Genomic DNA, 24400 nt, shown 5'->3' with positions numbered 1-24400 from the left:
AAGCTTCGGAATATAATGTCACCGGGCGCGCCATGTGCGTCCGGTGACATATTGGGATGCGCTCAGCTGGCGTCGACCAACCGGCAGGCCGGTGTTTCCTTGGCACGCGGATAGTCGTAGGCGCCCACCTTAGAGGTGGCATAGCCGCCGCCGACCAGCGCTTCGGCAAGCTTCACGGCCGCCGTTACGCCGTCGATCACGGGCATGCCGGTGCGCGCCTTCAGCCGGTCGCAGAGCTCGGACATGCCGGCGCAGCCGAGGATGATCGCTTCCGCGCCATCCTCCTGGCGTGCTTTCAGGATTTCCTGAACCAGCATCTCCTCGGTGTGGGCAAGATCCTCCTCCAGCGCCAGCACGGGCATGTCGACCGAGCGCACCTTGCGGCAGCGATGGCCGGCACCATAGGCCTCGGCCAGATCCTCGATGATCGGCACGGAGCGGGGCAGGGTGGTGATGATCGTGAAACGGGTCGCGATGTTCATCGCTACCTGCACGGCCGCCTGACAGATGCCGATGACCGGACCGCGGGCAATCTCGCGAGCAGCGCCGAGGCCGGGATCGTCGAAGCAGGCAATCACATAGGCATCAACGCCGCGCGCTTCGCCCTTGCGGATCTCCGCAAGCATCGCCGGCACCGCCATCGCTTCGTCCGCATGGCCTTCGATGCTGGCCGGGCTCGATGTCGGGTTGATCGATTCGAGCTGGGTGTCGGATGCGGCGACGCGCTCGGCGCTGCGGTGCGCCTGTTCGGTCATCGAGCGGGTGGAGTTCGGATTGATCAGCAGGATGCGCATGGATCAGCTCGTCTTCCGCATGGCGTTTGCAAGGGGGGCATAGGCGGCAATGTCGGGCGTCGGCATGACGAATTGACGATCCGATGTAATGTAGTTGTTGGCGTGCAGCCGTGCGATCGGCTGGTATTGGGACGGGTCGACGTAGCGGCCCTCCTCGTCGAGGCAGTCCTTGCGCACGTGCATATGCACGACCTCGCCGAGAACGATGACACGGCGGTCGTATTCGATGAGCCGTTCGACGCGGCATTCCATCGAGCAGGGCGACTCGACGATACGGCGGGCGCCGACCTTGAGGCCGTCAGCCGCTGTCAGTCCGGCGATTGCCACTTCGTCGACATCCGGCTCGAAGGACAGGCCGCAGACCAGCATCTGGTCGGCGATCGCCATGTCCACCATGTTGACGACGAACTCGTTGGTGCGCCGGATATTGGCGACCGTGTCCTTCTCTTCCCCGTTCGGGCGGGTCTGGATACCGAGAATGACGATCGGCGGGTCGTGCGAGAAGACGTTGAAGAAACTCATCGGCGCGGCATTGTCCTGTCCGCTCGGCGAGAGCGTCGAGACCAGCGCGATCGGTCGCGGGCCGATAAAGTTCGTCAGCAGGCGGTAACGGTCCTGGGCCGGCAGTTCTGTGAAATCGAAGTCCATCGGAGCTCTCAATTGGCGCCGCGGCTCGGCTTTTCTGCCGGTCGCACGGTCGTGTTTAAGCGGTTGCCATTGCACATCAAGTTGCGGTACACAATATTGTCTACAATTTTGTAGTCAATATCTAACTGCAGCGGATGGAATTGACTTTGAGCGCCGCACGGCGAGAGTAAGCGAACGGCTAAGGGAGATTTCATGTATAACGCGGACGAAGTCGCCGGTGCTCCGACGGCGATCATTTGCGAGAAGATCTGGCTTGCGATTGCAGAGCGTCGGCTACGGCCGGGAACGCGATTGAAAGAAGAACAACTTGCCGAAATATTCTCCGTCAGCAGGGCGCGCATCCGCCAGGCACTGACCGCCCTTGAGCGCGATGGCCTGGTGACGATCATGCCGAACCGAGGCGCCTTCGTCTCCGAGCCTTCGGTAGACGAGGCACGCGATGTCTTCGTTGCCCGCAGGGCGATCGAGCAGCGCGTTGTCGAGCGGCTTTGCGAGCGCGCCAATCCCAAGGATATCGTCCGGTTGCGCGCCCATATCGAAGAGGAGCGCATTGCCGGTCGGTCCGGCAATCTCTCTGATATCGTTCGGCTTTCCGGCGGTTTCCACCTGTTGCTCGCGGAGCTTTCGGGTTCTGCCTTCCTATTCGGCATCCTGCGAGACCTCGTGTCCCGGACATCCCTGATCACAGCGATGTACCGGTCGAACCACCTGCACAATTGCGGGCCGGACGAGCACCTGGCCGTGGTCGAGTTCATCGCTTCTCGCGATGTGGCGAGCGCGATCAAGGAGATGGCCGAGCACCTGAACCATGTGGAAGCGGAACTGGATCTGGACGAGGAGAAGGACCAGCCCCGCGATCTTCGCACCGCATTGCTTTGATGCGGCGCGCGCGACCTATTGCACCGCACTTTAGAGGAGGCGGTGCCTGCCAGCAGACTGAAGGAAGATATGACCAACCGTAGTTACTATGCGCCGCATGGCGGCAACCCGCCCCAAACCCAACTGCTTTCGGATCGCGCGGTCTTCACCGAAGCCTATGCGGTGATTCCGAAGGGGACGATGATGGACATCGTCACCAGCTATCTGCCGTTTTGGGACAAGACCCGGCTGTGGATACTGTCCCGGCCGCTCTCCGGTTTTGCTGAAACATTTTCACAATATATCATGGAAATCGCTCCGGGCGGCGGTAGTGACAAGCCGGAACTCGACGCGGGCGCCGAAGGCGCGATCTTCGTCGTTGAAGGCGAATTGACCATCACGCTCGACGGCAAGGCGCACAACATGCAGCCGGGCGGTTTCGCCTTCATCCCGCCGGCGAGCAACTGGACCGTTCGCAACGGAAGCGAAGCGACGGTTCGTTTCCACTGGGTGCGCAAGGCCTACGAATACGTCGATGGCCTGCCCGTGCCGGAAGCCTTCTTCACCAACGAGGCGGATATCACACCGTCGCCGATGCCCGGCACCGAAGGCAAGTGGGCGACGACCCGCTTCGTCGATCCGACTGACTTGCGCCACGACATGCACATGACCATCGTCACCTTCGAGCCCGGCGCGATCATTCCCTTTGCCGAGACGCACGTCATGGAGCACGGCCTCTATGTGCTCGAAGGCAAGGCGGTCTACCGGCTCAATCAGGACTGGGTCGAGGTCGAGGCCGGCGACTACATGTGGCTGCGCGCCTTCTGCCCGCAGGCCTGCTACGCCGGCGGCCCGGGCAAGTTCCGCTACCTGCTCTACAAGGACGTGAACCGCCACATGAAGCTGCGCTCGCGTTAAGCGGGCCCACGCCCGGATAGACAAAACCGCGCGTTCCCAGGAACGCGCGGTTTTTCTTTGTAGTCAGCCGACTATGGCGCCGCCTGCATCCCTTTGTTCAACGCAAGGGGCGCCGCCTGTTCAGTCCACCAGTTGCGGATCCGCCGGCTGCAGGCTGCGTGGCTGGAGACGCCTGAGCGTGTTGCCCGTCGGGTTCTTGTCGAGGTGCAGCACGCGGGGAAAGAAGTCGCTGCCGCGCTCGGTGCGTCCGATGTTGACGATCGCCACGCCCTGAAGCTCGTCGTCCATGAATTTCAGGACGCGCTGGTAGGCATCATCTTCGAGCGTGTCGAGTGCTTCGTCGATGATCAGCCAGCGGGGCTTGTGCAGGCTGAGCCTCGCGATGGCCAGAAGTCGCTGCTCGGCCTCGCTGAGATTCATCTGCTTTCGCGCATCCTGTTCGAGCCGGCCGCTGAGCCGCCCAAGGCCGACCTTGGAGAGAACGGCGGCAAGTTCGCCCTTGCTGTAGGTATCGGGCGGGCTTGGATAGGCGAGCACTTCTCCAAGCGTGCCGGGCGGGAAATAGGGAGATTTCGGCACGAAGGCGAGGCCGTCGTCCACAGGCAGCGCGATGCGGCCGTGCCCCCAGGGCCAGAGCCCCGCGATCGCGCGGAAGAACGGCGCCTTTTCCACCTCGGGAGCGCCGGTGACGAGCACACGCTCGCCCGGATCGATGGTGACGCTCGGCTCGCGAAGCTTGATGCATCCGGTCGGCGAGACGATCTCGATGTTGTCGAAGCTCATCTGCGGCGTATCGGAGGTTTTGAAGTCGATGCGCTTGTCGCCCTCATGCCGTTCGTCGGTCATCAGGAGCGCGGAGCGGAAGGCGGCGACGCGCAGCAACGTGGCGCGCCAGTCGGCGATCGCGCCTATATTGTCGACGAACCAGCGCAGCGACGCATGCACCTGGTTGAAGGCGCCGACGGCCATCATCAGCCCACCGAAGCTGAGGTCGCCGGCGAAATAGACCGGTGCGGCAATGACGATCGGCGCAACCACGGTGATCCAGCCATAGCCGCCGGTCACCCAGGTGAGCCGCGTGACCGCGCGCAGCAGGCCGTAGCTGATCTCGAGCACCGAGGCGAGATCGCGTTGCAGCCGCTTTTTCTCGTTGGCTTCGCCCGACGAAAGCGACACGGCTTCGATATGCTCGTTGACCCGCATCAGCGAGAAACGCAGCGCCGCCTCCCGGGCGTAATGTTCGCCATTCAGCGCGACCAGGGGCCGGCCGACGAGCCAGCTCAGCCAGGAAGCCGTCCCCGCATAGAGGATCGCCGCCCAGACCATGTAGCCGGGGATGGCGAAGGAATAGCTCGCGACATGGAAGACGAAACCGTCCGATAGCGACCACAGCACGCCGATGAAGCTCACCAGCAGGATGCCGGATTGGAAGAGGCCGATCGAAAGTCCGGCCGAGAGGTCGGTCAGGTGGCGCGCATCCTCATGGATGCGCTGGTCCGGGTTGATGCCGATAGCGCCCGCATTCGCCAGCCGGAACGCCCGGGTCGGGCGCATCCATTCGGTAATCAGGTCCTGGGTCAGGCCTTCCCGCAAGCGCAGCTTGATGACCTGGCCGAGCCAGGTTTGCAGAACGTTGAGGACGAGAAGGACGCCGGCGATCTGGGCGAAGACGACGAGTTGATGGAGAAAGGCCGGAAGGTCGCGTCGCTCGAGCGTGTCGTAGAACGGCTTGTACCATCGGTTGAGGATGATCTGACCAAAGGCTGTCACAACGATGACAACGATGATGCTTATGCTCAGCCAGATGATCTTGTTGCGCAGTGGCGAGGCCATGAAGGCCCGATGCATCATCCGCAATTGATCACCGAGGGATTGTTCGTCGCTAGGCTCTATCCGGCCACTAACTTCGCCGTTCGTCCGGTTCGACATCGGTGCGAATCTCTCCTTCCCGGTCTCCTCAATGAGAATATAGCCTGCCTTACCCTCTCTCCCTAGCGCGGATTGTCTGCGCCCACATGTAACCGCGGTCACTGCGCGCCCCGTAAAGCCCGATATGCTTTGAAAGCCCTGCCTTCGCGGCACTGAGAAAGTTGATTTGTAACCGCGTGCAGAGAGTTCATAGTTTTGTGAACGAGGTCGAAAACGGCACTGAGGGAGGAACCTGCATGTCGGCGCATCTCGATCAAATCCGCGACCAACAAAGAGAGACCTGGGACCGCTTCTCCGCCGGCTGGAAGAAGTGGGACGCACTTGTGCTCGGCTGGCTTGCTCCCTTCGGCGAGGCGATGATCCGGCAGGCGGCGATCAAGGACGGCGACCAGGTGCTCGACGTTGCCGCCGGCACCGGCGAGCCGGGTCTGACGGTGGCCGCGTCGATCCCGAAGGGTCGCGTGACCGTTACCGATCTCTCCGATCGCATGCTGCAGGTGGCGACGGAAAATGCCTGGCATCGCGGTCTGACGAATTTTGAAACGAGGGTCTGCGATGCCGGGGCGTTGCCGTTTGCGGACGCGACATTCGACGCCGTCCTCTGCCGCTTCGGCTTCATGTTCTTTCCCGATGTTGCCGCGGCTGCCCAGCAGTTGACGCGGGTCGCAAAGCCCGGGTCGCGTGTTTGCGCCGCCGTCTGGGGCGCACCGGAAAAGAACGCCTGGGCTACGACCATCATGGCGACGATTGCCCGCCACGTCGAAATGCCGAAACCACCCGCCGGCGCGCCCGGCCTGTTTCGTTGCGCGCCCGAGGGCCTCATGAAGGCCGTCTTCGAGGATGCAGGCCTGCGGGATGTCCGCCAGGAGGAGGTGACCACCACGATGGTCCACGAGACCCCGGAGGACTACTGGGCCTTCATGACCGAGATCGCCGCTCCCGTCGTTGCCGGACTGGCACAGGCGGACGACGAGACCCGCACGCGCATCCGCAGCGAGGTTCTCGATCTGGCGAGCCAGGCGATGCGGGCGGGCAAGATGGAACTGCGCTCGACGGCAACGATCATCGCCGGCACGCGACCATAAAAGAAGGGAGCGACGGGGAGGGAGGTTTCCATGGACAAGCGGTCGGCAACGTCCAGCGGGGTGGAGGAAACGCTCGATCCGAAAGACTGGGCTGAACTGCGGGCTCTGTCGCATCGCATCGTCGACGATGCGATCGACTATCTGAGCGGGGTCAGGGACCGGCCGGTGTGGCGCAACATGCCCGATACGGTACGCGAGAGCTTTTCGGCCCCGCTCCCCAGAGCGCCAAGGCCGCTTGACGAGATCTACGCGTCGGTCGCGAAAAACGTGCTCGGCTATCCCATGGGCAACATCCACCCGCGCTTCTGGGCCTGGTACATGGGATCGGGCAATTTCACCGGTGCTCTGGGCGAGTTTCTGGCAGCCGTTCAGGGATCGAACGTCGGCGGCGGCAATCACGCCGCCGCGCTCATGGACCAGCAGGTCGTCAACTGGTGCAAGGAAATGCTGGGGTTTCCCGCGTCGGCCAGCGGCAGCCTCGTCAGCGGCGGCTCCGTCGCCAACATTGTCGGCCTGACGGTCGCCCGCAACGTCAAGGCCGGCGTCGATGCGCGCGCGCGTGGCATCGGCGATCGCTCACTTTGCTTCTACGGATCCGACCAGATTCACAGTTGCCATCGCAAGGCGGTGGAACTGCTTGGCCTCGGCGACCAGGCCTTGAGGCGCATCGCGACCGATGCGGAATTGCGCATCGATATCGTCGCCCTACGCCGCGCGATCGAGCAGGATCGCGCGGCCAGCCGGCTGCCGGTCTGCATCATCGCCAATGCCGGAACGGTGAATACCGGCGCCATCGATGACATCCAGGCCCTGGCGGATCTCGCCGCAGAGTTTGGCCTCTGGCTCCACGTCGACGGCTGTATCGGCGCTCTGCTAAGGATCGCGCCCGAGAATGCCTGGCGCGTGGCCGGCATCGAAAGGGCCGATTCGATCGCGCTCGATCCGCACAAGTGGCTGCATGCGCCCTTCGAGGCGGGCTGCGTTCTCGTTCGTGATGCGGCCGCGCACCGCGGCACCTTCGCCGTTACGCCGGAATATCTGGAGTCCACCGTGCGCGGCCTCGCCTCGGCGCCCTGGCTCTATGACTATGGCCTGCAGACGTCGCGTGGTTTTCGTGCCCTGAAAATCTGGATGTCGCTGATGGAGCACGGCATCGAGAAGTTTGGCCGCCTCGTCGACCAGAACGTTGCTCAAGGCCATTATCTGAGCAGCCTCATCGAGGTCGAGCCGCGGCTCGAGCTGGTGGCGCCGACCAACATCAACATCGTCTGCTTTCGCTTCCGATCGGAGGATATGCCGGCCGAGGGATTGAAGGCGTTGAACACGGAAATCATGCTCCGGCTCCAGGACGAAGGCACCGCCGTCATCTCCGACACCACGGTGCACGGGGAACACTGCCTGCGCGTGGCGATCAACAACCATCGGACGCGACGGGAGGATCTGGACCTCTTCGTGCAGGAAGTCGTCAGGCTCGGACGAGAGATTGCCGCCGGTGGCGGCATCGGCTGACGCGTAGTCATGCATGGCTGCAAGTGTCACCGCGTTGCGGCTGGCTCTTGCGCGGGTGCGATTTGTGGCATCGACGTGGCTTGAAGCAGTCGTACCATCTCGGCGATCGCGGCCTCCCGCGGCGGATCCTTGCCGGCCGCATAGGCAAGCGGCAACGCCACTTGTAAATCCGGCGCAATGCCAACCCCCTCAAGCCGCAGCTCGTCGCCGATGACCGCATCCGAAACCGCGACTTCCAGGAGACTGTCGTCCGGCAGGACATAGGCGCGGCCGGCAAGCAGGGCACCGGCCGTCCTCTCGCCGACAAGCGGGATCGCATGCTGCCGCAGCGTGTAGGCGAAGAGTTCGAGGCCGCTGCGGGTTCCCCTGTCGATGAGCGCGACAACTGGTTTTTGCCAGCGGAAATTCGCAAGCGTGGCCTCTCCCCGACGCGGTATCAGCCGGAACGTCGGCGTGCCACCGACCAGGAACTCGGCTGCGTCCGCCGGGCCGCCGCCCCAGCGGCCGCGCAGATCGACGACGAGCCCGTCCGCATCCTTCAAGCGGCCGCTCGAAAGCGCCTCGGCGACGAGATCGAGCCCGTCTCGCGTGGAAAGGGTCCAGAGCCGCACATAGCCGATCTTCCGGCCGCCGGTCTCGACCAGTGCGATACTCTCTTCGATCGCGCGTTCGAACATCGGGAGTGGCCGCAAACTCTCCACCGGAACCTGCAGCAACAATGGCTCCGCATCGCGGTGGCGGCGGAGCCGGATTTCGACCGATCGGCCGACCTTGCCTTCGAAGGACCCGATCTCCCGATAAGCCTGCTCGTCGACCGACAGGATTTCGTCGCCGACGAGCAGGCCGGCCTTTTTCGCAGCCGACCCGTCATAGACATCGCTGACGAACCGCTGCCCGTTCTCAACCGTCGTCACCATGCCGATGCCGGGATAGCGCGCAGCGCCATCCGGCGGAAAGAGACGCCGCATATCATCACGGATGGCGAAGCGGAAAATGTCGGCGAGCTCGAAATAGTCGATCGTGTCGGTCTTGAAGCGCCCGGTGTGCGAAACCTTGAGACTTGCAAGAACGGACGTGATGGCCGCATCGACGCGCGACGCCGGGCTCGTCCTCGATAGTGCCGTCACGGGATTTGCGATCTCAGCCTCGGCGGCGGCATTGAAGTGATCGAGCGCCTTGCCGTCATAGAAGTTCGCATTCACGAGTTCGATCACCCGGTCGAATGTCGGCTCGCCTGAGCGCGGCAGCTCAGCGGCCCATGCCGCAGCGGCCATCGATAGGACGAGGCTGGCGATCAACGCTGTGCAACTTGGTCTCGCGCGCATGCGGGTGCTCCGGTTCCGTGCCGGCGATTATCGACAAAAGTGCGCGCAGCTGCCGGCAAAATCGCGTGATCGCGCCGTGATGCCGCGCCCCGGTGCCCCGATCTGGCGAACCCGCCGCGGCCAAACCTTTCAGGTTCGTGTCAGGTTAGGGTGGCTTGTGTGGTGCATCAATCGCTCCGGGGACAGAGGCGATTGCCCTCTCCTTTGGCGTGCTCCGGAAAAGAAAGGAAAATGCGAATGGTTGGCAAGGCCCCGCATCTACACGTGCACGACAACAGCCACCGCCGGGATGAGGTATTCGCGGCACCGGACCAGAATGTCGGTGACTTCGCCTTCAATGCCACCGTGGCTGCCGTCTTCGACGATATGGTCAGCCGCTCGGTTCCCTATTACGGCGAAATCCAGCGGATGGTCTGCGAGCTCGCCAGCGACTTTGCCGAGGCCGACACCAACCTCTACGACATCGGCTGCTCGACGGCGACGACGCTGCTCGGGCTGGACGCCATGGTCGATCCTGCCGTGCGCTTCGTCGGCATCGACAACGCGCCGGACATGATCGAGAAGGCCAAGGAAAAGATCGTCCAGGCAAACTCCAACCGGGCGATCGACCTCAGGGGAGGCGACCTGCACCAGGGCATCGAGATCCACAATGCCAGCGCCGTCCTGATGCTTCTGACCCTGCAGTTCGTGCGCCCCCTCTATCGCGAGCGGGTCATGCGCTCGATCTATGACGGTCTCAACGAGCGCGGCGCTCTGCTGCTCGTCGAGAAGCTGACCAGCGAGGACTCGACGTTCAATCGCCTGTTCATCGAGCACTACTACGACTACAAGCGCCGTAACGGCTATTCCGAGATCGAGATCGCCAAGAAGCGCGAGGCGCTTGAAAACGTCCTCATTCCCTACCGCCTGGAGGAAAATTTCCAGCTTCTGAAGGAGGTTGGCTTCCGCAGCGTCGAAGTGTTTTTCCGCTGGTACAATTTCTGCGGCATTATCGCGATCAAGTAGGACGGACAGACCATGATCGCGATCGGCAATTTTCTCTTCCGCTTCCGCAACCAGTTGTTCCCCGCGATCATCGTGGTGTTGTTCCTGCTGATGCCGCCGCCGGCATTGGTGTTGGACAATCCGCTGCTGACGCTGGCCAAGGACGCGGTCGCGATTCTCGTCATCCTGGCCGGCCTGGCACTGCGGGCGACGGTCGTCGGCTACAAGTACATCCAGCGTGGTGGCCTGAAAAAGAAGGTCTACGCCAAGGACCTGGTGACCGAGGGCATGTTCGGCGTTTGTCGAAACCCGCTCTATGTCGGCAATATGTTGCTCTACTCCGGCGTCTTTCTGCTGCACGGCAACCCGCTGCTCATCGTGGTCGGTATCGGGCTCTTTGCCTTCATGTATCAATGCATCGTTTATGCGGAGGAGGCCTTCCTGCTTCGCACCTTCGGCGACGCCTATCGCGCCTATTGCCGCGATGTGCCGCGCTGGATGCTGCGCCTCTCCAACTTCAGCCAGTCGACGGAAGGCATGACGTTCAACATCAGGCGTGTCGTCGGCAAGGACTATTCGACCGTTTCGGCTGCCATGATCGCAGTGCTCGCGACGGAGATGTACAAGTTCGCGACCTACGAGTCGTCTAGTCAAAATGCCGGCGTGCTGGCTGTTCTCGGCGGCGCGATGGCGCTGGTCGGGATCGCGACGGCTGTCATCAGCTACAAGAAGCGGCGCGGGGCCTTTCGCGATCCCGTCGCCTCCTGAAATCCTCGCTCTTTTGCGCCTCGAGGGCGGCGGCCGAGACGGGCCGCCGCCGCCGCATTTCGCCGCTTGGCCGCTCAAGGACTTGACGCCCATCCCCGATCGACCCTAGGCAAGGACGAACAAGTGTCCGGTGATATCTTGAGAGTCCTACTAGTCGAAGACGATCAGGTTCTGGGGGAGGCGCTGCGCGACCATGTCGCCGCGGCCAGCCATGCGGTGGACTGGTTCAAGCGCGTCCTCGATGCGGTGGCCGCGACCGACACGGTAACCTACGGACTGATCCTGCTCGATCTCAGGCTGCCCGACGGCGACGGACTGATGCTTTTGCGCTCGCTGCGCGCACGTGGCGATGGCACGCCGGTGATCATCCTGACGGCGCACGACCAGATATCCGACCGGATCGAGGGGCTCAACAGCGGCGCGGACGACTATCTGGTCAAGCCTTTCGACCTCAATGAACTGACGGCCCGCATGCTGGCCGTTTCAAGGCGCTACACCGGCAACGCCGCGCCGACGGTCAAGCTGCCCGGTATCGAGATCGACCAGGTTCACCGCAAGATCGCCGTCAACGGCGACAGCCAGAACCTGAGCGCCCGCGAATGGGCCGTGCTGGACAAGCTGGTCGCGCATCCCGGCGCGCTCGTCTCCAAGGCGCAGCTGCACGATGCGCTTTACGCCTTTGGCGCCGAGATAGAAAGCAATACGGTCGAGGTCTATATCAGCCGCCTACGCAAGAAGATCGGGCCCGATCGGATCGAGACCGTGCGCGGCCTCGGCTACTGCCTCAGGTGATCGCATGTCCGACAAGAGGAGCATGACCCGCAGACTGGCGATTGCCCTTACCGGCATCGTTGCCCTCTTCTGGTTCGTTGCGCTCGGACTTGGCGTCTACGTGATGCAGGACGAGTTCACCGAAATCTTCGACAGCGGCGTGCAGGAAACGGCCGAGCGATTGTTGCAGATCGTCGCCGCCGACGTCGCCAGGGACGCGGCGGACGGCGCGCCAAAAGCCTCCGTCGTGGCACCGGCGCTCAATGCGCAATATCTCACCTATCAGGTGCGCGACCGCGATGGCCGTGTCCTGTTTGACGACGGCGCGCCGGAGCCCTTTGCCGTTCCCCTTGCGACCGGCTTCTCGCAGACCGCCACGCATCGGATCTACACGGCCGGCACCACCGACGGGTCGCTCTACGTGCAGGTTGCCGATGCGATGGAGCATCGGACAGAGGCGCTCATGGAAGGCGGGACGGCGCTGCTTCTGCCGTTGCTCGTCCTGATACCGGGCAGCATCCTTGCGATCGTCTTCGTCGTCCGCAGCACACTGTCGCCCGTCTCGCAGCTGCGCGACGATATCCTGACCAAGGACAGCGGCAACCTGGCGCCGATCGACGAGGCGACGCTGCCACGTGAATTGCGCGCGATCGCCCGTTCCGTGAACCTGCTTTTGGCGCGGCTGAAGGCAGGCCTGGAGGCGGAGCGGGAATTCACATCGAACAGCGCCCATGAACTGCGGACCCCGATTGCCGGCGCGCTCGCGCAAACCCAGAGGCTGGCGCGCGAAGTGCCGCCGGAATACCAGCCGAGAACTGCCCAGATCGAACGGGCGCTCGTGCATCTGAGCCGGCTTGCCGAGAAGCTGCTGCAGATGTCGCGCGCCGAAGCGGAGATTGCCATTTCGGACGAACAGCACGATCTGCTGCCAGTCTTGATGGTGGTGATGCAGGACCTGGAGCGCTCGGCGCTCGGCGCCAACCGCCTGAATGTTCAGGTCGCCAAGGGCACCGTGCTCGAACGCCCGATTCGTGTGGACGCCTTTGCCATCGTTTTGCGTAATCTTCTCGAAAACGCGCTGATCCATAGCCCACCAGGCAGCCGCGTCGATCTCCATGTCGACCCGATGGGTATCCGCGTCACCAACGAAAGCGCTGTCGTCGCCGCCGACGTCCGCGCCAACCTGACCAAACGCTTCGTTCGCGGCCCGACCGAGGCCTCCGGTTCCGGGCTAGGCCTTGCCATCGTTGAGCGTCTGGTCGAGCAGATGCAGGGCGAATTGCGGATCGCTTCGCCGGCGCGGGGCAGAACGCAGGGTTTTGAGGTGGAAGTCCGCCTTTGAGGGATCGCTGGTGAACCCGGCGGTGTCTGAGGCAAGCGTTTCGTGGCTATCGATGACGGCGACGCGGTGGAAGGACGAGCAGCCGGGGCGCCTGGAACGGCACCCCGGCTGCCTCTAGACCTTACTGCTGGTCGAGCGCCCGGGTGAGGCTCAGCGCGGCGATCGTGCAGATTGCACCCGAGATCAGATAGCCGCCGATGAAGATGATGCCGAAGCTGCTGGCAAGGCCGAGCGCCACGAGCGGCGCGAAGGCCGCACCGACGAGCCAGGCGAGATCCGAAGTCAGAGCGGCACCCGTGTAGCGGTAGTACTGGGTGAAGCGCGAGGAGACGGCGCCGGAGGACTGTCCGAAGGAAAGGCCGAGGATGGCGAAGCCGATCAGGATGTAGGCGTCCTGCCCCTTGCCGCCGGCATCGAGCAGGAAGGGAGCCGAGAAGCTGAAGATCGCGATCAGGATCGCACCGATCATCAGCTGGTTTCGGCGGCCGACCCGGTCGGCAATCACGCCCGAAAGGACGATGCCGATGGCACCGACGACAGCACCGGCGACCTGAACCCAGAGGAACTCTGCGGCCGACTGGCCACCGTTGAGCGTCACCCAACTCAAGGGGAAGATGGTGACGAGGTGGAACATCGCAAAGCTTGCAAGCGGCACGAAGGCACCGAGCACGACGTCGATGCTGTGTTTGCTCAGCATCTCGAAGATTGGGCGTGCCTCGAGCTCCTTGGCTTCCATGGCGGCGCCGAACTCCTTGCTGGCGACGATGCGAAGGCGGGCAAAGAGCGCCACGACGTTGATCGCAAAGGCGACGAAGAAGGGATAGCGCCAGCCCCAGGCGAGGAAATCTTCCTGCGAAAGGTTGCTGACGAAATAGCCGAAGAGGATGCTCGCAAGCGCAAAGCCGATCGGCGCGCCGAGCTGCGGGATCATCGCGTACCAGCCACGGTGATTCTGCGGCGCATTGAGGTTCAGCAGCGATGCAAGGCCATCCCAGGCGCCGCCAAGCGCAAAGCCCTGTCCGAGCCGGAACAATGCCAGGAGCGCTACGGCCCAATACCCGATGGTGTCATAGCCGGGCAGGAAGGCGATCGACGCCGTCGAGCCACCGAGAATGACGAGTGCGATCGTCAGCTTCGTGCCGCGCCCGTAGTTGCGGTCGACCCACATGAAGACGAAGGAGCCGACCGGGCGCGCGAGGAAAGCAAGCGGGAACAGCGCGAAGGACATCAGCGTCGCGGTGACCGCATTGGGTGCGAACGGGAAGATCAGCTTCGGGAAAACGAGGATCGAGCCGAGGCCGTAGACGAAGAAGTCGAAGAACTCCGAGGTTCGCCCAATGACCACGCCGATGGCGATGCTGCCGGGGGACAGAGGCTTGTCGTCCTCGTGAATGCGACGTGCGTCCCGTTCGAGACCAGACGATGTTGGGTTAGCGACCGAAACCATGAATTTCTCCGACGAACGAACGTCTTGTCGTTAGAGTGTTGACCAATTGGCGTCTGATATCAAGAATGCCGTGCACGTACATGCGCACATGCCTCATTCGAGTTCGTGCCTAACGTTCGCTGGAACAGCCGGCATCGAACCGACAATAAGCCTTTGCGCCCGTACAAACGCGCATAGAGCGATAAGGTCCTCACTGCACTGCGGCAAAATGTTGCGCTGCGACGATGGACCTCACTTCCATGCGCGATCATGCCCGAGTAATGCCGACTAGACAAAACGCAAGTTGAGGCCGCAATGCCGAAGCCATACAGTTTAGCCGGACGATCGATGATTGCCGTCCTGTTGCTCTCCGTTCTCTCGGGATGCAACATGGTGGTGATGTCGCCTTCCGGTGACATCGCCGCACAACAGCGGGATCTGATCGTTATTTCGACGGTCCTGATGCTGTTGATCATCATTCCCGTCCTCTTCCTGACGCTGTTCTTTGCCTGGCGCTATCGCCAGTCGAACACGGCAGCCAAGTATGATCCGGAATGGCACCATTCCACCGGCCTCGAAGTCATCATCTGGTCGGCGCCGCTCGCCATCATCATCGCGCTCGGCGCGATCACCTGGGTCAGCACCCACAAGCTCGACCCCTATCGACCGCTCGATCGGATCGATGCGGCGCGCCCGGTGACCGAAGAGATGAAGCCGATCACGGTTGAAGTCGTCGCGCTCGACTGGAAATGGCTGTTCTTCTATCCGGAATACGGCATCGCCACGGTCAACGAGATGGCGGCGCCGGTCGACGTGCCGATCAATTTCAAGATCACCGCCTCCTCGGTGATGAATTCGTTCTATGTTCCCGCGCTCGCCGGCATGATCTATGCCATGCCCGGCATGCAGACCAAGCTGCACGCCGTCATCAACAAGCCAGGCGAATACGAGGGCCTTTCGTCCAACTACAGCGGCGACGGCTTCTCGCACATGCGCTTCAAGTTCCACGGTGTGGACCAAGCCGGCTTTGACGCCTGGGTTGCCCGGGTCAAGCAGAACGGCACGATGCTCAATCGGGACGCCTACCTGAAGCTCGAAAAGCCGAGCGTGAAGGAGCCGGTGCGCTACTACGCTTCCGTCGATGACGGCCTCTATGAAGCCGTTCTCAACATGTGCGTGCGCGAAGGCCAGATGTGCATGAAGGATATGATGCACATCGACATGATGGGCGGAGCCGGCGTCGAAAGCCATGAGAACCGGGCCAAGCTCGAGCACGACAACCGCCATGTCGGCGGTGTGACCGAAGCGGCCGCACCGGCTGCGACCTTCCCCGAAACCGGCAATCCCGCCAAGAGCGAGGAACCGGCCGAGGGCGTCAAGGAAGAGCAGCCTGCACCATCGGCAGAGCCGATGAACCACGACATGCACAAGACGCAGTAGGACTTTCGCGCGCTCGCAGGCTTCGATCCAGCGAGCGCCAAGGCCTTTTGGGCCGCAATTCGAGACATATTGGAAGACCCATGTTTGGTGACACCAGCCTCACGCAATTCATCTTCGGGCGGCTTACCTGGGAAGCGATACCCTATCACGAGCCGATCCTTGTCGTGACCTTCGCGGCCGTGGCCGTCGGTGGCCTGGCGATCGTTGCGCTGATCACGAAGTACAAGCTCTGGGGCTATCTCTGGCACGAGTGGTTTACATCGGTCGATCACAAGAAGATCGGCATCATGTACATCATCCTGGCGATCGTCATGCTTCTGCGCGGCTTTGCCGACGCGATCATGATGCGCCTGCAGCAAGCGATCGCCTTCAACGGCAACGAGGGCTACCTCAACCCGCACCACTACGACCAGATCTTCACGGCGCACGGCGTGATCATGATCTTCTTCGTGGCGATGCCCTTCGTCACCGGTTTCATGAACTATGTCGTGCCGCTGCAGATCGGCGCGCGTGACGTTTCGTTCCCCTTCCTCAACAATTTCTCGTTCTGGATGACGACGGGTGGCGCGGTCATCATCATGATGTCGCTGTTCGTCGGTGAATTCGCGCGCACCGGCTGGCTCGCCTATCCGCCGCTCTCGGGCGCGGACTACAGTCCCGGCGTCGGTGTCGACTATTACATCTGGGGCTTGCAGGTCGCGGGTGTCGGCACGACGCTATCAGGCATCAACTTGATTGCGACCATCGTGAAGATGCGCGCTCCGGGCATGACCTTCATGAAGATGCCGGTCTTCACCTGGACCTCGCTCTGCACCAACATCCTGATCGTCGCGACCTTCCCGATCCTGACGGCAACGCTGGCGCTCTTGTCGCTCGACCGCTACCTCGGCTTCAACTTCTTCACCAATGACCTTGGTGGTAATCCGATGATGTACGTCAACCTCATCTGGATCTGGGGCCACCCGGAAGTCTACATCCTGATCCTGCCGGCCTTCGGCATCTTCTCCGAGGTCGTCGCCACCTTCTGCGGCAAGCGTCTGTTCGGCTACACCTCAATGGTCTACGCCACCTGCGTGATCATGATCCTGTCCTACCTCGTGTGGCTGCATCACTTCTTCACGATGGGTTCGGGTGCCTCGGTCAACGCCTTCTTCGGCATCACCACGATGATCATCTCAATCCCGACGGGCGCGAAGATGTTCAACTGGCTCTTCACCATGTATCGCGGGCGCATCCGCTACGAACTGCCGATGCTGTGGACGATCGGTTTCATGGTCACCTTCGTGATCGGCGGCATGACTGGTGTCATGCTGGCCATTCCCCCGGCGGACTTCGTGCTGCACAACTCGCTGTTCCTGATTGCCCACTTCCACAATGTCATCATCGGCGGCGTGCTGTTCGGATTGATGGCCGGCGTCGTCTACTGGTGGCCGAAGGCCTTCGGCTACAAGCTCGATTATTTCTGGGGCGCGATGAGCTTCTGGTTCTGGCAGATCGGCTTCTTCTTCGCCTTCATGCCGCTTTATGTGCTCGGCCTGATGGGCGTTACCCGTCGCGTCAGCCAGTTCGAAGACCCGTCGCTGCAGATCTGGTTCATCATCGCCGCCTTCGGTGCGATCCTGATCGCCATTGGCATCGCGTCCTTCATCATCCAGCTTGTCGTCAGCTATCTGCGCCGCGACCAGTTGCGCGAAACCTCAGGGGATGCCTGGGATGGCCGCACGCTCGAATGGTCGACCTCGTCGCCGCCGCCGGACTACAACTTCGCCTTCACGCCCGTCGTGCACGACCACGACAGCTGGTACGACATGAAGAGCCGCGGTTACGAGCGCCCGCTCGAAGGCTTCAAGCCGATCCACATGCCGAAGAACACCGGCACGGGCGTCATTCTCTCCGGCCTCAGCGTCGTGCTCGCCTTCGCGTTGATCTGGTACATCTGGTGGCTGGCGGCGGTATCCTTCGTCGCTTTGATCGCCGTCTCCATCGGTCATACCTTCAACTACAACCGTGATTTCTTCATTCCCGCGGAAACCGTCGCGGCGACGGAAGACGCACGCTCGAAGCTGCTTGCGGAACGGATCTGAAACGATGAGCCAAACCCAAGTCCAAGAAACAGAAAAGCCGCAGTTCTACCTGAAGGACGATCATCACCCGGAGCACAGCACCATGCTGGGCTTCTGGCTCTACCTGATGAGCGACTGCCTGATCTTTGCCGTTCTCTTCGCCACGCACGGCGTGGTTGGCCGCAACTATGCGGCAGGTCCGGCGCCGGCCGACCTGTTCGACCTCAACCTCATCGCCATCAACACGGCGATGCTCTTGTTCTCGTCGATCACCTACGGCTTTGCCATGCTCCAGATGGAGCGCAACGCCAAGATGGAGACGCTGTTCTGGCTCGGTGTCACCGGCGTGTTCGGCGCGATCTTCCTCGCGCTCGAACTCTATGAGTTCTACCACCTGATCCACGAGGGTGCCGGTCCGACGCGTTCGGCCTTCCTGTCCTCGTTCTTCACGCTGGTCGGCACGCACGGTCTGCACGTCACCTTCGGCATCATCTGGCTGATCACGCTGATGGTGCAGGTCAAGAAACATGGATTGAATCCGGAAAACCGCCGTCGTCTGATGTGCCTCTCCATGTTCTGGCACTTCCTCGACGTCATCTGGATCGGCGTCTTCTCCTTCGTCTATCTGTTGGGAGTACTCGGATGAGTTCGCAGCATCCTGGCCACGAAAGCGCGTTCGAGCCTCATCACGCGCACAGCCATCCGGGCGACGCTGCCGGGCATGGTTCGCTCAAGAGCTACATGACTGGCTTCATCCTGTCGGTGATCCTGACGGCCATCCCGTTCTGGCTGGTCATGGGCGGCGTGCTCGACAGCAAGCTGCTGACGGCCGTGCTCGTCATGGGCATCGGCGTGGTGCAGATCGTCGTGCACGTTATCTACTTCCTGCACATGAACGCCCGTTCGGAAGGCGGCTGGACGCTGATGGCGCTGATCTTCACGATCATCATCGTCGGCATCGCGCTCGCCGGTTCGCTCTGGGTCATGCATCACCTCAATACGAACATGATGCCGATGACCCACGAGATGATGAAGAACATGCCCTGATCAGGGGCGGGCGGACGCGAACATGACCGGCGGCCACGACGTGAAAGGGGAGGGTGCGAAGGCGTCCTCCCGCGCCCGTTTCCTTCTGACGGGCGCGCTGCTGCTTCTCACCGTCGTCTTCGTCGCGCTCGGGACCTGGCAGATCCAGCGGCTCTTCTGGAAACTGGACCTGATCGCTCGCGTCGATGCGCGCGTGCATGCGGCAGCAGTGCCGGCCCCGGTGCGGCCGGATTGGGACGGCATCACCCGGGAAAAGGATGAATATCTTCGCGTCACGGCGACGGGCACCTTCAATCATGACAAATCGGTGCTGGTGCAGGCCGTAACCGAGCGGGGTGCCGGATTCTGGCTGCTGACGCCGTTGCACCGCGAAGACGGCACGATGGTTCTTGTCAACCGCGGCTTCGTGCCTGCGGACCGGCGCGATCGGGCTGCGCGCGCGGAAGGCGAAGCACTAGGGTTGACCGGGGTTACCGGGCTTTTGCGCATCAGCGAACCGGGCGGCGCCTTTCTTCGATCCAACGATCCCGCAGGCGATCGCTGGTTTTCCCGCGATGTCGCGTCAATCGCGACGGCAAAAGGGCTGACGGATGTCGCCCCCTATTTCATCGATGCGGACGCGACGCAAAACCCTGGCGGCTTGCCGATCGGCGGTCTGACGGTCGTCAGCTTCCGCAACAGCCATCTGGTCTACGCGCTGACCTGGTTTGCGCTTGCGGCGATGAGCGTGGCCGGCAGCTGCCTCGTCATTCGAAGCCGGAAGAAGCCGAGCGCGGAATAACGATTCTCTTCAAGACGCTGGCCGCCATTTTCGTTCACTCCTCCTGGGGTTGCCGGCATTGGGGTCGCCACTCGGGGCGGGCGAAATGCAGCCGTCGTCGGCGTTGAAAAGTGTGATCGATAAGCCACATGGCAACGGCCGACCGCATTTCCTCCGGCAATGGTGAGTTGTGCGATTGACTCGGCACCTTCCGCTTTATTAGCTGTCCCGACTGGGAGATGGGGCTAATTTTCCCGGCATATATTGGGGGTATTTATGGGGCTGCGGTGCGGAAGCGTCGCGGGCGGGAAATTTTTTTCGTCTGCATTCCAGCGTTTGTATTTCAAGGCATTTTTTGCGGCGATTGGCATCCTTCTGGCTTCGGCCATTGGTGCGTCGGCGCAGGTAGTGACCATTTCGGCGAACCCGGCGACCTTCAATGCGGCTGGCGACACGATCAATTTCAGCTATGTGCTGAATCCCGGATCCTACAATATTCTCAGCATCGCGCCTGCGACCACTGCGAACAAGGGTGTCGTCGTTTCATGCCCGGCAATCCCGGGCGGTGGCACGACGTCCTCCGTGACCTGCACAGGCTCCTATCAGGTCGATTCCCTCGATGCGATGTCCGGCCAGTTTTCCGATTGGGTCACGTTCACCGGCACGCGGACCGGCGGCAATTACACCGCCAACAGCAACAACATCGTCGTCAAGGCTGCCTCCGGAGGGCCAGTCGTCGTCGATGTCGTATCCTCGCCACGTCCGTCGCTGCCGGGTGAACAGGTGTCGGTGACGGCGACCGTATCGTCCATGGGCTGTAATGCCGGACAGTCGCCGCCCGGAAACGTGACGATCACGATCGGATCGCAGTCGACAGTCCTTGGGCTGACGCCGACAGGGCCTGTCAGCACGGCCTCTTCTGCGACCTTCCAGACGTCGACGCTGCCGCTCGGTCAGCACGCCGTCTCCGCCAGCTACGGTGGCGGCAGCGGCTGCAGCACCGGCACGGCGACCGGCGCCACCCATTGGGTCGACACCAAGCCGACGGTCACGATCAACCAGGCGTCCTCGCAATCCGATCCCAGCGCCAGGACGTCGATCGCTTTCGATGTGGTGTTCAACAAATCCGTTACCGGCTTTACCGCCGGCGACGTCCAGATTTCCGGCACTGCCGGCGCAACGACGGCAAGCGTCTCGGGTTCGGGCGCCAATTACACCGTTTCGGTCAGCGGGATGACGCAGGCCGGCACGGTCGTGGTGTCCATCCCCGCCGGCAAGGCTACGAGCTTGGCCGGCTTTACCAACGACGCATCCACCAGCACCGACAATTCGGTTAGCTACGCACCGATCGCGATCTCGACGACAACGCTGCCAAACCCGGTCTACAATCAGGCCTATACGGCGCAGACGCTGAGTGCCACCGGGGGATCGGGCACCTTGAGTTACGCAAGGACCGCCGGTGCGCTGCCCGCTGGAATGTCGCTCTCGAGCAGCGGCGTCGTCTCCGGCACCCCAACGGCAAGCGGTCCGTTCAATTTCACGGTGACAGCGACCGATCCCGAAGGCTCGACCGCATCGCGCGCATTCTCCGTCACCATCGCCGCCCCGACGATCGCACTCTCGCCGGCGACGCTTCCCGATCCGACGGCCGGTACCGCCTATTCTGAAACCCTGATGGCGTCAGGCGGCGCAAGCCCCTATACATTCGCCGTCACGCAGAATGCCTTGCCCGCCGGAATGACGCTGGCGAACAACGGGGTGTTGTCGGGCACTGCAACGATCGGCGGCGCCGTCACCTTCACCGTTACGGCAACGGACGCCTATGGCGCAACCGGAAGCCAGGTCTTCACCGTCGACGTTGCGCCGACGGTCCCCGACGCGCCGACCATTGGCGCGGCCGTGGAGGGCGACGGCTATGCGGATGTGGAGTTCACCGCTCCCTCATCGAACGGCGGCGCGACGATCACGGGCTATACCGTGACGTCGAACCCCGGGGGCATGACGGCCACAGATACGACGAGCCCGATCAGGGTGACTGGCCTGACCAACGGCACGAGCTATACGTTCACCGTGACGGCCACCAACAGCGTCGGGACAAGCACCGCATCGGCCGCCTCCAATGCGGTTACGCCGCGATCCGCACAGACGATCACGTTCGCCAATCCGGGTACGCAGGCGTTCGGCACGTCGCCGACATTGACGGCGACGGCAAGCTCCAGCCTGGCTGTTGCCTTCACCTCGTCGACTGCCGGCGTGTGCACGGTGACGCCCGAGGGCGATCTGACCTTCCACCAGGCCGGTGGTTGCACCATCGCGGCGGACCAGGCGGGCGACGGGACATATCTGGCTGCACCGACGGTCTCGCAGACGTTTACAATCGATGCCGTCGTGCCCGGCGCACCGACGATCGGAACGGCAACCGCCGACGCCTCTTCGGCCTCCGTCGCCTTCACCGCGCCGGCCAGCACGGGGGGAGTGTACATCATCAGCTACACCGTGACGTCGAGCCCAGGTGGTTTCACCGCAACGGGGCCGTCGAGCCCGGTCGCGGTGACCGGCTTGAGCAATGGGACCAGTTATACATTTACGGTGACGGCAACCAACAGCGCCGGCGCGGGGCCAGCGTCGGCGGCCTCGAACGCTGTTACGCCGAAGGCAACGCAGACGATCACCTTCGTCAATCCAGGCGCGCAGAACTTCGACACCACGCCGACACTGACGGCATCGTCGAGTGCGAGTTTGCCCGTTGCCTTCTCATCCTCGACCGCGGCCGTGTGCACGATCACGCCGGGCGGCAGGCTGACCTTCCACAGCGCAGGGACCTGCGCGATTGCTGCGGACCAGGGCGGCGATGGCACCTATCTGGCTGCGGCGACGATCACCCAGAGCTTTACCGTCAATGCGGTTGTTCCGGACGCCCCGACGGTGGCCACGGCGACGGCTGGCGACGGCGAAGTGTCGGTCACCTTTACCGCGCCGGTCAGCGCCGGCGGCGCATCGATCACCGGTTACACCGTGACCTCAAATCCCGGTGGGTTTGTTGGGACCGGAGCTTCGAGCCCTATCACGGTTGGCAGCCTGGCCAACGGCACGAGCTATACGTTCACGGTAACGGCGACCAACAGTGCCGGCACGGGACCAGCTTCCAGCGCGTCGAACGCGGTGACGCCCAAGGCACCGCAGACGATCACATTCTCCAATCCCGGCCCGCAAGACTATGCAACGCCGGTGACGCTTTCGGCGAGCGCCAGTTCCTCTCTGCCGGTGACATTCCAGTCGCTGACGACGCCCGTCTGCGTTGTCTCGTCAACCGGCGACGTCACATTCCGCAATGGTGGCACCTGCACCATCGAGGTCTCGCAAGCCGGTGACAGCGCTTACCTGGCGGCGTCCGATGTCCGCCAGTCCTTCTTCGTCTCGGCGCCGATCTTCGCCTTCACGCCGGCAGCCGGCGGCTTGCCGATCGCAACCGTGGCAACGGCCTATAGCCAGAGCCTCTCGGCCAATGGCGGCACGGCGCCCTACAGTTACGCCTTGGCCAGCGGCGCGTTTCCGGCCGGACTTTCGCTCGACGCGGCCGGTACACTGACCGGCACACCGACTGCGGACGGCAGCTTCACCTTCACGCTCGAGGCGACGGATAGCCATGGCGCAACCGCGACCAGCGGCAGCTATAGTCTGACGGTTCGCATCCAGGCGCCGATTGCCAACGGGACAACGGCAACCGTTGCCGCCAACTCGTCGGCCAACGGGATTTCGCCCAATCTTACGGGCGGGGCGGCCGCTTCGGTCGCCATCGTAGCGACCCCATCGCATGGCACGGCCACGGTGGCTGGAAACACGTTCAGCTACACGCCGGCGGCTGGCTTCTCAGGCGCTGACAGCTTCACCTATACGGCAACCAATACGACCGGCACATCCGCCACGGCGACGGTCACGGTGACGGTGTCGCCGCCGACATTCGCCTTCACGCCGGCCGCAGGTGCACTTGCCGGTGCGACGGTTGCCGACGCCTACGATCTGACGATCACCGCTGCCAACGGAACCGCTCCCTACACCTATGCGGTGACCGGCGGTGCACTTCCGGCCGGGTTGACGCTTGCGGCCAACGGCCGCCTGTCCGGAACGCCGACCAGCGATGGACCGGCAACGTTCACGGTGACGGTGACCGACGCGAACAATGCGGCAGGCACGGCAAGCTATAGTCTCGCGGTTGCCGTCCAGGCGCCATCGGCCGGTCCAGCAACTGCGACCGTTGCTGCGAACTCCAGCGCAAACGCCGTCAGCCTCAATCTGACGGGCGGGGCGGCGACATCTGTCGCAATCGCGACGGCGCCTGCGCATGGCGCGGCCACGGCGACGGGGACCATGATCCTCTACACGCCTGATGCCGGCTTCTCCGGTGCTGACAGCTTCACCTACACAGCAACCAACGCCACCGGCACGTCGGCGCCTTCCACCGTTTCGGTCACGGTCTCGCCGCCGGTGCTGGTGTTTGCGCCGGCAGGCGGGGCGCTGGCCAACGGCGTGCCCGGCGTCGCCTACAGCCAAACCATCGCCGCCAGCGCCGGCATGGCGCCGTACAGCTACGTCGTCACGTCGGGTGCTCTGCCCGGTGGCTTGATGCTGGATGGATCAAGCGGGGCGATTTCGGGACGGCCGGCAGCCGACGGCGATTTCAGCTTCGCCGTGACGGCGACCGATGCCAATGGTGCGACAGGGCAGGCGAGCTA

19 protein-coding genes are annotated in these 24400 nt (G+C 62.9%); 14 read left to right on the top strand and 5 right to left on the bottom strand.

All coding sequences use genetic code 11. The features are described 5' to 3' along the window. Positions 1–62 precede the first annotated feature (62 nt). Both L981_RS22425 and L981_RS22420 read right to left on the bottom strand, forming a co-directional pair. Positions 63–794: an aspartate/glutamate racemase family protein gene (locus L981_RS22425; RefSeq protein ID WP_043621298.1), complete on the bottom strand. Its 732-nt coding sequence runs from the start codon at positions 792–794 to the stop codon at positions 63–65. 3 nt (positions 795–797) lie between these two features. After that, a complete protein-coding gene (locus tag L981_RS22420; RefSeq protein WP_043621296.1) occupies positions 798–1442 on the bottom strand; it encodes a flavin reductase family protein in 645 nt (214 codons plus the stop codon). 192 nt (positions 1443–1634) lie between these two features. On the opposite strand from L981_RS22420, the gene L981_RS22415 reads away from it, so the two are divergent. Further along, positions 1635–2321: a GntR family transcriptional regulator gene (locus L981_RS22415; protein ID WP_052201955.1), complete on the top strand. Its 687-nt coding sequence runs from the start codon at positions 1635–1637 to the stop codon at positions 2319–2321. A 69-nt stretch (positions 2322–2390) separates the two neighbouring features. Continuing rightward, positions 2391–3218 carry a bifunctional allantoicase/(S)-ureidoglycine aminohydrolase gene (locus L981_RS22410; protein ID WP_043621293.1) on the top strand — a complete coding sequence of 276 codons (828 nt, stop codon included), beginning with the start codon at positions 2391–2393 and terminating at the stop codon, positions 3216–3218. 120 nt (positions 3219–3338) lie between these two features. Here the strand turns inward: L981_RS22410 and L981_RS22405 are convergent, their stop codons facing one another. Further along, a complete protein-coding gene (locus L981_RS22405) occupies positions 3339–5147 on the bottom strand; it encodes an ABC transporter ATP-binding protein/permease (protein ID WP_043621290.1) in 1809 nt (602 codons plus the stop codon). Between the two features lie 236 nt (positions 5148–5383). Between L981_RS22405 and L981_RS22400 the strand changes: the two genes are divergently transcribed. Together L981_RS22400 and L981_RS22395 are read left to right on the top strand one after the other, a co-directional pair. Further along, a complete protein-coding gene (locus tag L981_RS22400) occupies positions 5384–6232 on the top strand; it encodes a class I SAM-dependent methyltransferase (protein WP_043621287.1) in 849 nt (282 codons plus the stop codon). A 30-nt stretch (positions 6233–6262) separates the two neighbouring features. Next, a complete protein-coding gene (locus L981_RS22395) occupies positions 6263–7741 on the top strand; it encodes a pyridoxal-dependent decarboxylase (RefSeq protein WP_043621284.1) in 1479 nt (492 codons plus the stop codon). Positions 7742–7767: 26 nt separating this feature from the next. Here the strand turns inward: L981_RS22395 and L981_RS22390 are convergent, their stop codons facing one another. Continuing rightward, positions 7768–9066: a S41 family peptidase gene (locus L981_RS22390; RefSeq protein ID WP_052201954.1), complete on the bottom strand. Its 1299-nt coding sequence runs from the start codon at positions 9064–9066 to the stop codon at positions 7768–7770. Between the two features lie 237 nt (positions 9067–9303). Here L981_RS22390 and cmoA point away from each other — a divergent pair, with 237 nt between their 5' ends. From cmoA to L981_RS22370, 4 genes are all read left to right on the top strand, one after another. After that, a complete protein-coding gene (cmoA, locus tag L981_RS22385; RefSeq protein WP_043621282.1) occupies positions 9304–10071 on the top strand; it encodes a carboxy-S-adenosyl-L-methionine synthase CmoA in 768 nt (255 codons plus the stop codon). A 12-nt stretch (positions 10072–10083) separates the two neighbouring features. Further along, entirely contained in the window at positions 10084–10818 is a 735-nt protein-coding gene (locus L981_RS22380; RefSeq protein WP_043621279.1) for an isoprenylcysteine carboxylmethyltransferase family protein, read from the top strand. A 138-nt stretch (positions 10819–10956) separates the two neighbouring features. Next, entirely contained in the window at positions 10957–11610 is a 654-nt protein-coding gene (locus L981_RS22375) for a response regulator transcription factor (RefSeq protein ID WP_043621336.1), read from the top strand. A gap of 4 nt (positions 11611–11614) precedes the next feature. Next, entirely contained in the window at positions 11615–12931 is a 1317-nt protein-coding gene (locus tag L981_RS22370) for a HAMP domain-containing sensor histidine kinase (protein ID WP_043621276.1), read from the top strand. Positions 12932–13052: 121 nt separating this feature from the next. Here the strand turns inward: L981_RS22370 and L981_RS22365 are convergent, their stop codons facing one another. Then, on the bottom strand, positions 13053–14378 hold the full coding sequence (locus tag L981_RS22365) for an MFS transporter (RefSeq protein WP_043621273.1): 1326 nt from the start codon (positions 14376–14378) through the stop codon (positions 13053–13055). Between the two features lie 327 nt (positions 14379–14705). On the opposite strand from L981_RS22365, the gene cyoA reads away from it, so the two are divergent. The 6 genes from cyoA to L981_RS22335 all read left to right on the top strand — a co-directional run. Further along, entirely contained in the window at positions 14706–15797 is a 1092-nt protein-coding gene (gene cyoA, locus L981_RS22360) for a ubiquinol oxidase subunit II (RefSeq protein WP_156134191.1), read from the top strand. 80 nt (positions 15798–15877) lie between these two features. Next, the gene (gene cyoB / locus L981_RS22355) at positions 15878–17881 is read left to right on the top strand and encodes a cytochrome o ubiquinol oxidase subunit I (protein WP_043621268.1); all 2004 of its coding nucleotides are present in this window, start codon (positions 15878–15880) and stop codon (positions 17879–17881) included. Between the two features lie 4 nt (positions 17882–17885). Continuing rightward, the gene (gene cyoC / locus L981_RS22350) at positions 17886–18506 is read left to right on the top strand and encodes a cytochrome o ubiquinol oxidase subunit III (protein WP_043621265.1); all 621 of its coding nucleotides are present in this window, start codon (positions 17886–17888) and stop codon (positions 18504–18506) included. After that, positions 18503–18907 (top strand): cytochrome o ubiquinol oxidase subunit IV, encoded by a 405-nt coding sequence (gene cyoD / locus L981_RS22345; protein WP_043621262.1) that lies wholly within the window; start codon positions 18503–18505, stop codon positions 18905–18907. Before cyoC ends, cyoD begins: the two co-directional genes overlap by 4 nt. Before the next feature lie 22 nt (positions 18908–18929). Continuing rightward, complete coding sequence (locus L981_RS22340) at positions 18930–19688, top strand: SURF1 family protein (protein ID WP_052201953.1); 759 nt, start codon at positions 18930–18932, stop codon at positions 19686–19688. Between the two features lie 387 nt (positions 19689–20075). Then, on the top strand, positions 20076–24400 hold a 4325-nt coding region (locus L981_RS22335), incomplete at its 3' end, for an S-layer family protein (protein WP_197067183.1).

It is taken from the genome of Ensifer sp. ZNC0028 (genome assembly GCF_000799055.1).
Classification (GTDB): domain Bacteria; phylum Pseudomonadota; class Alphaproteobacteria; order Rhizobiales; family Rhizobiaceae; genus Ensifer.
This window is presented reverse-complemented; position numbering and strand designations above follow the sequence as displayed.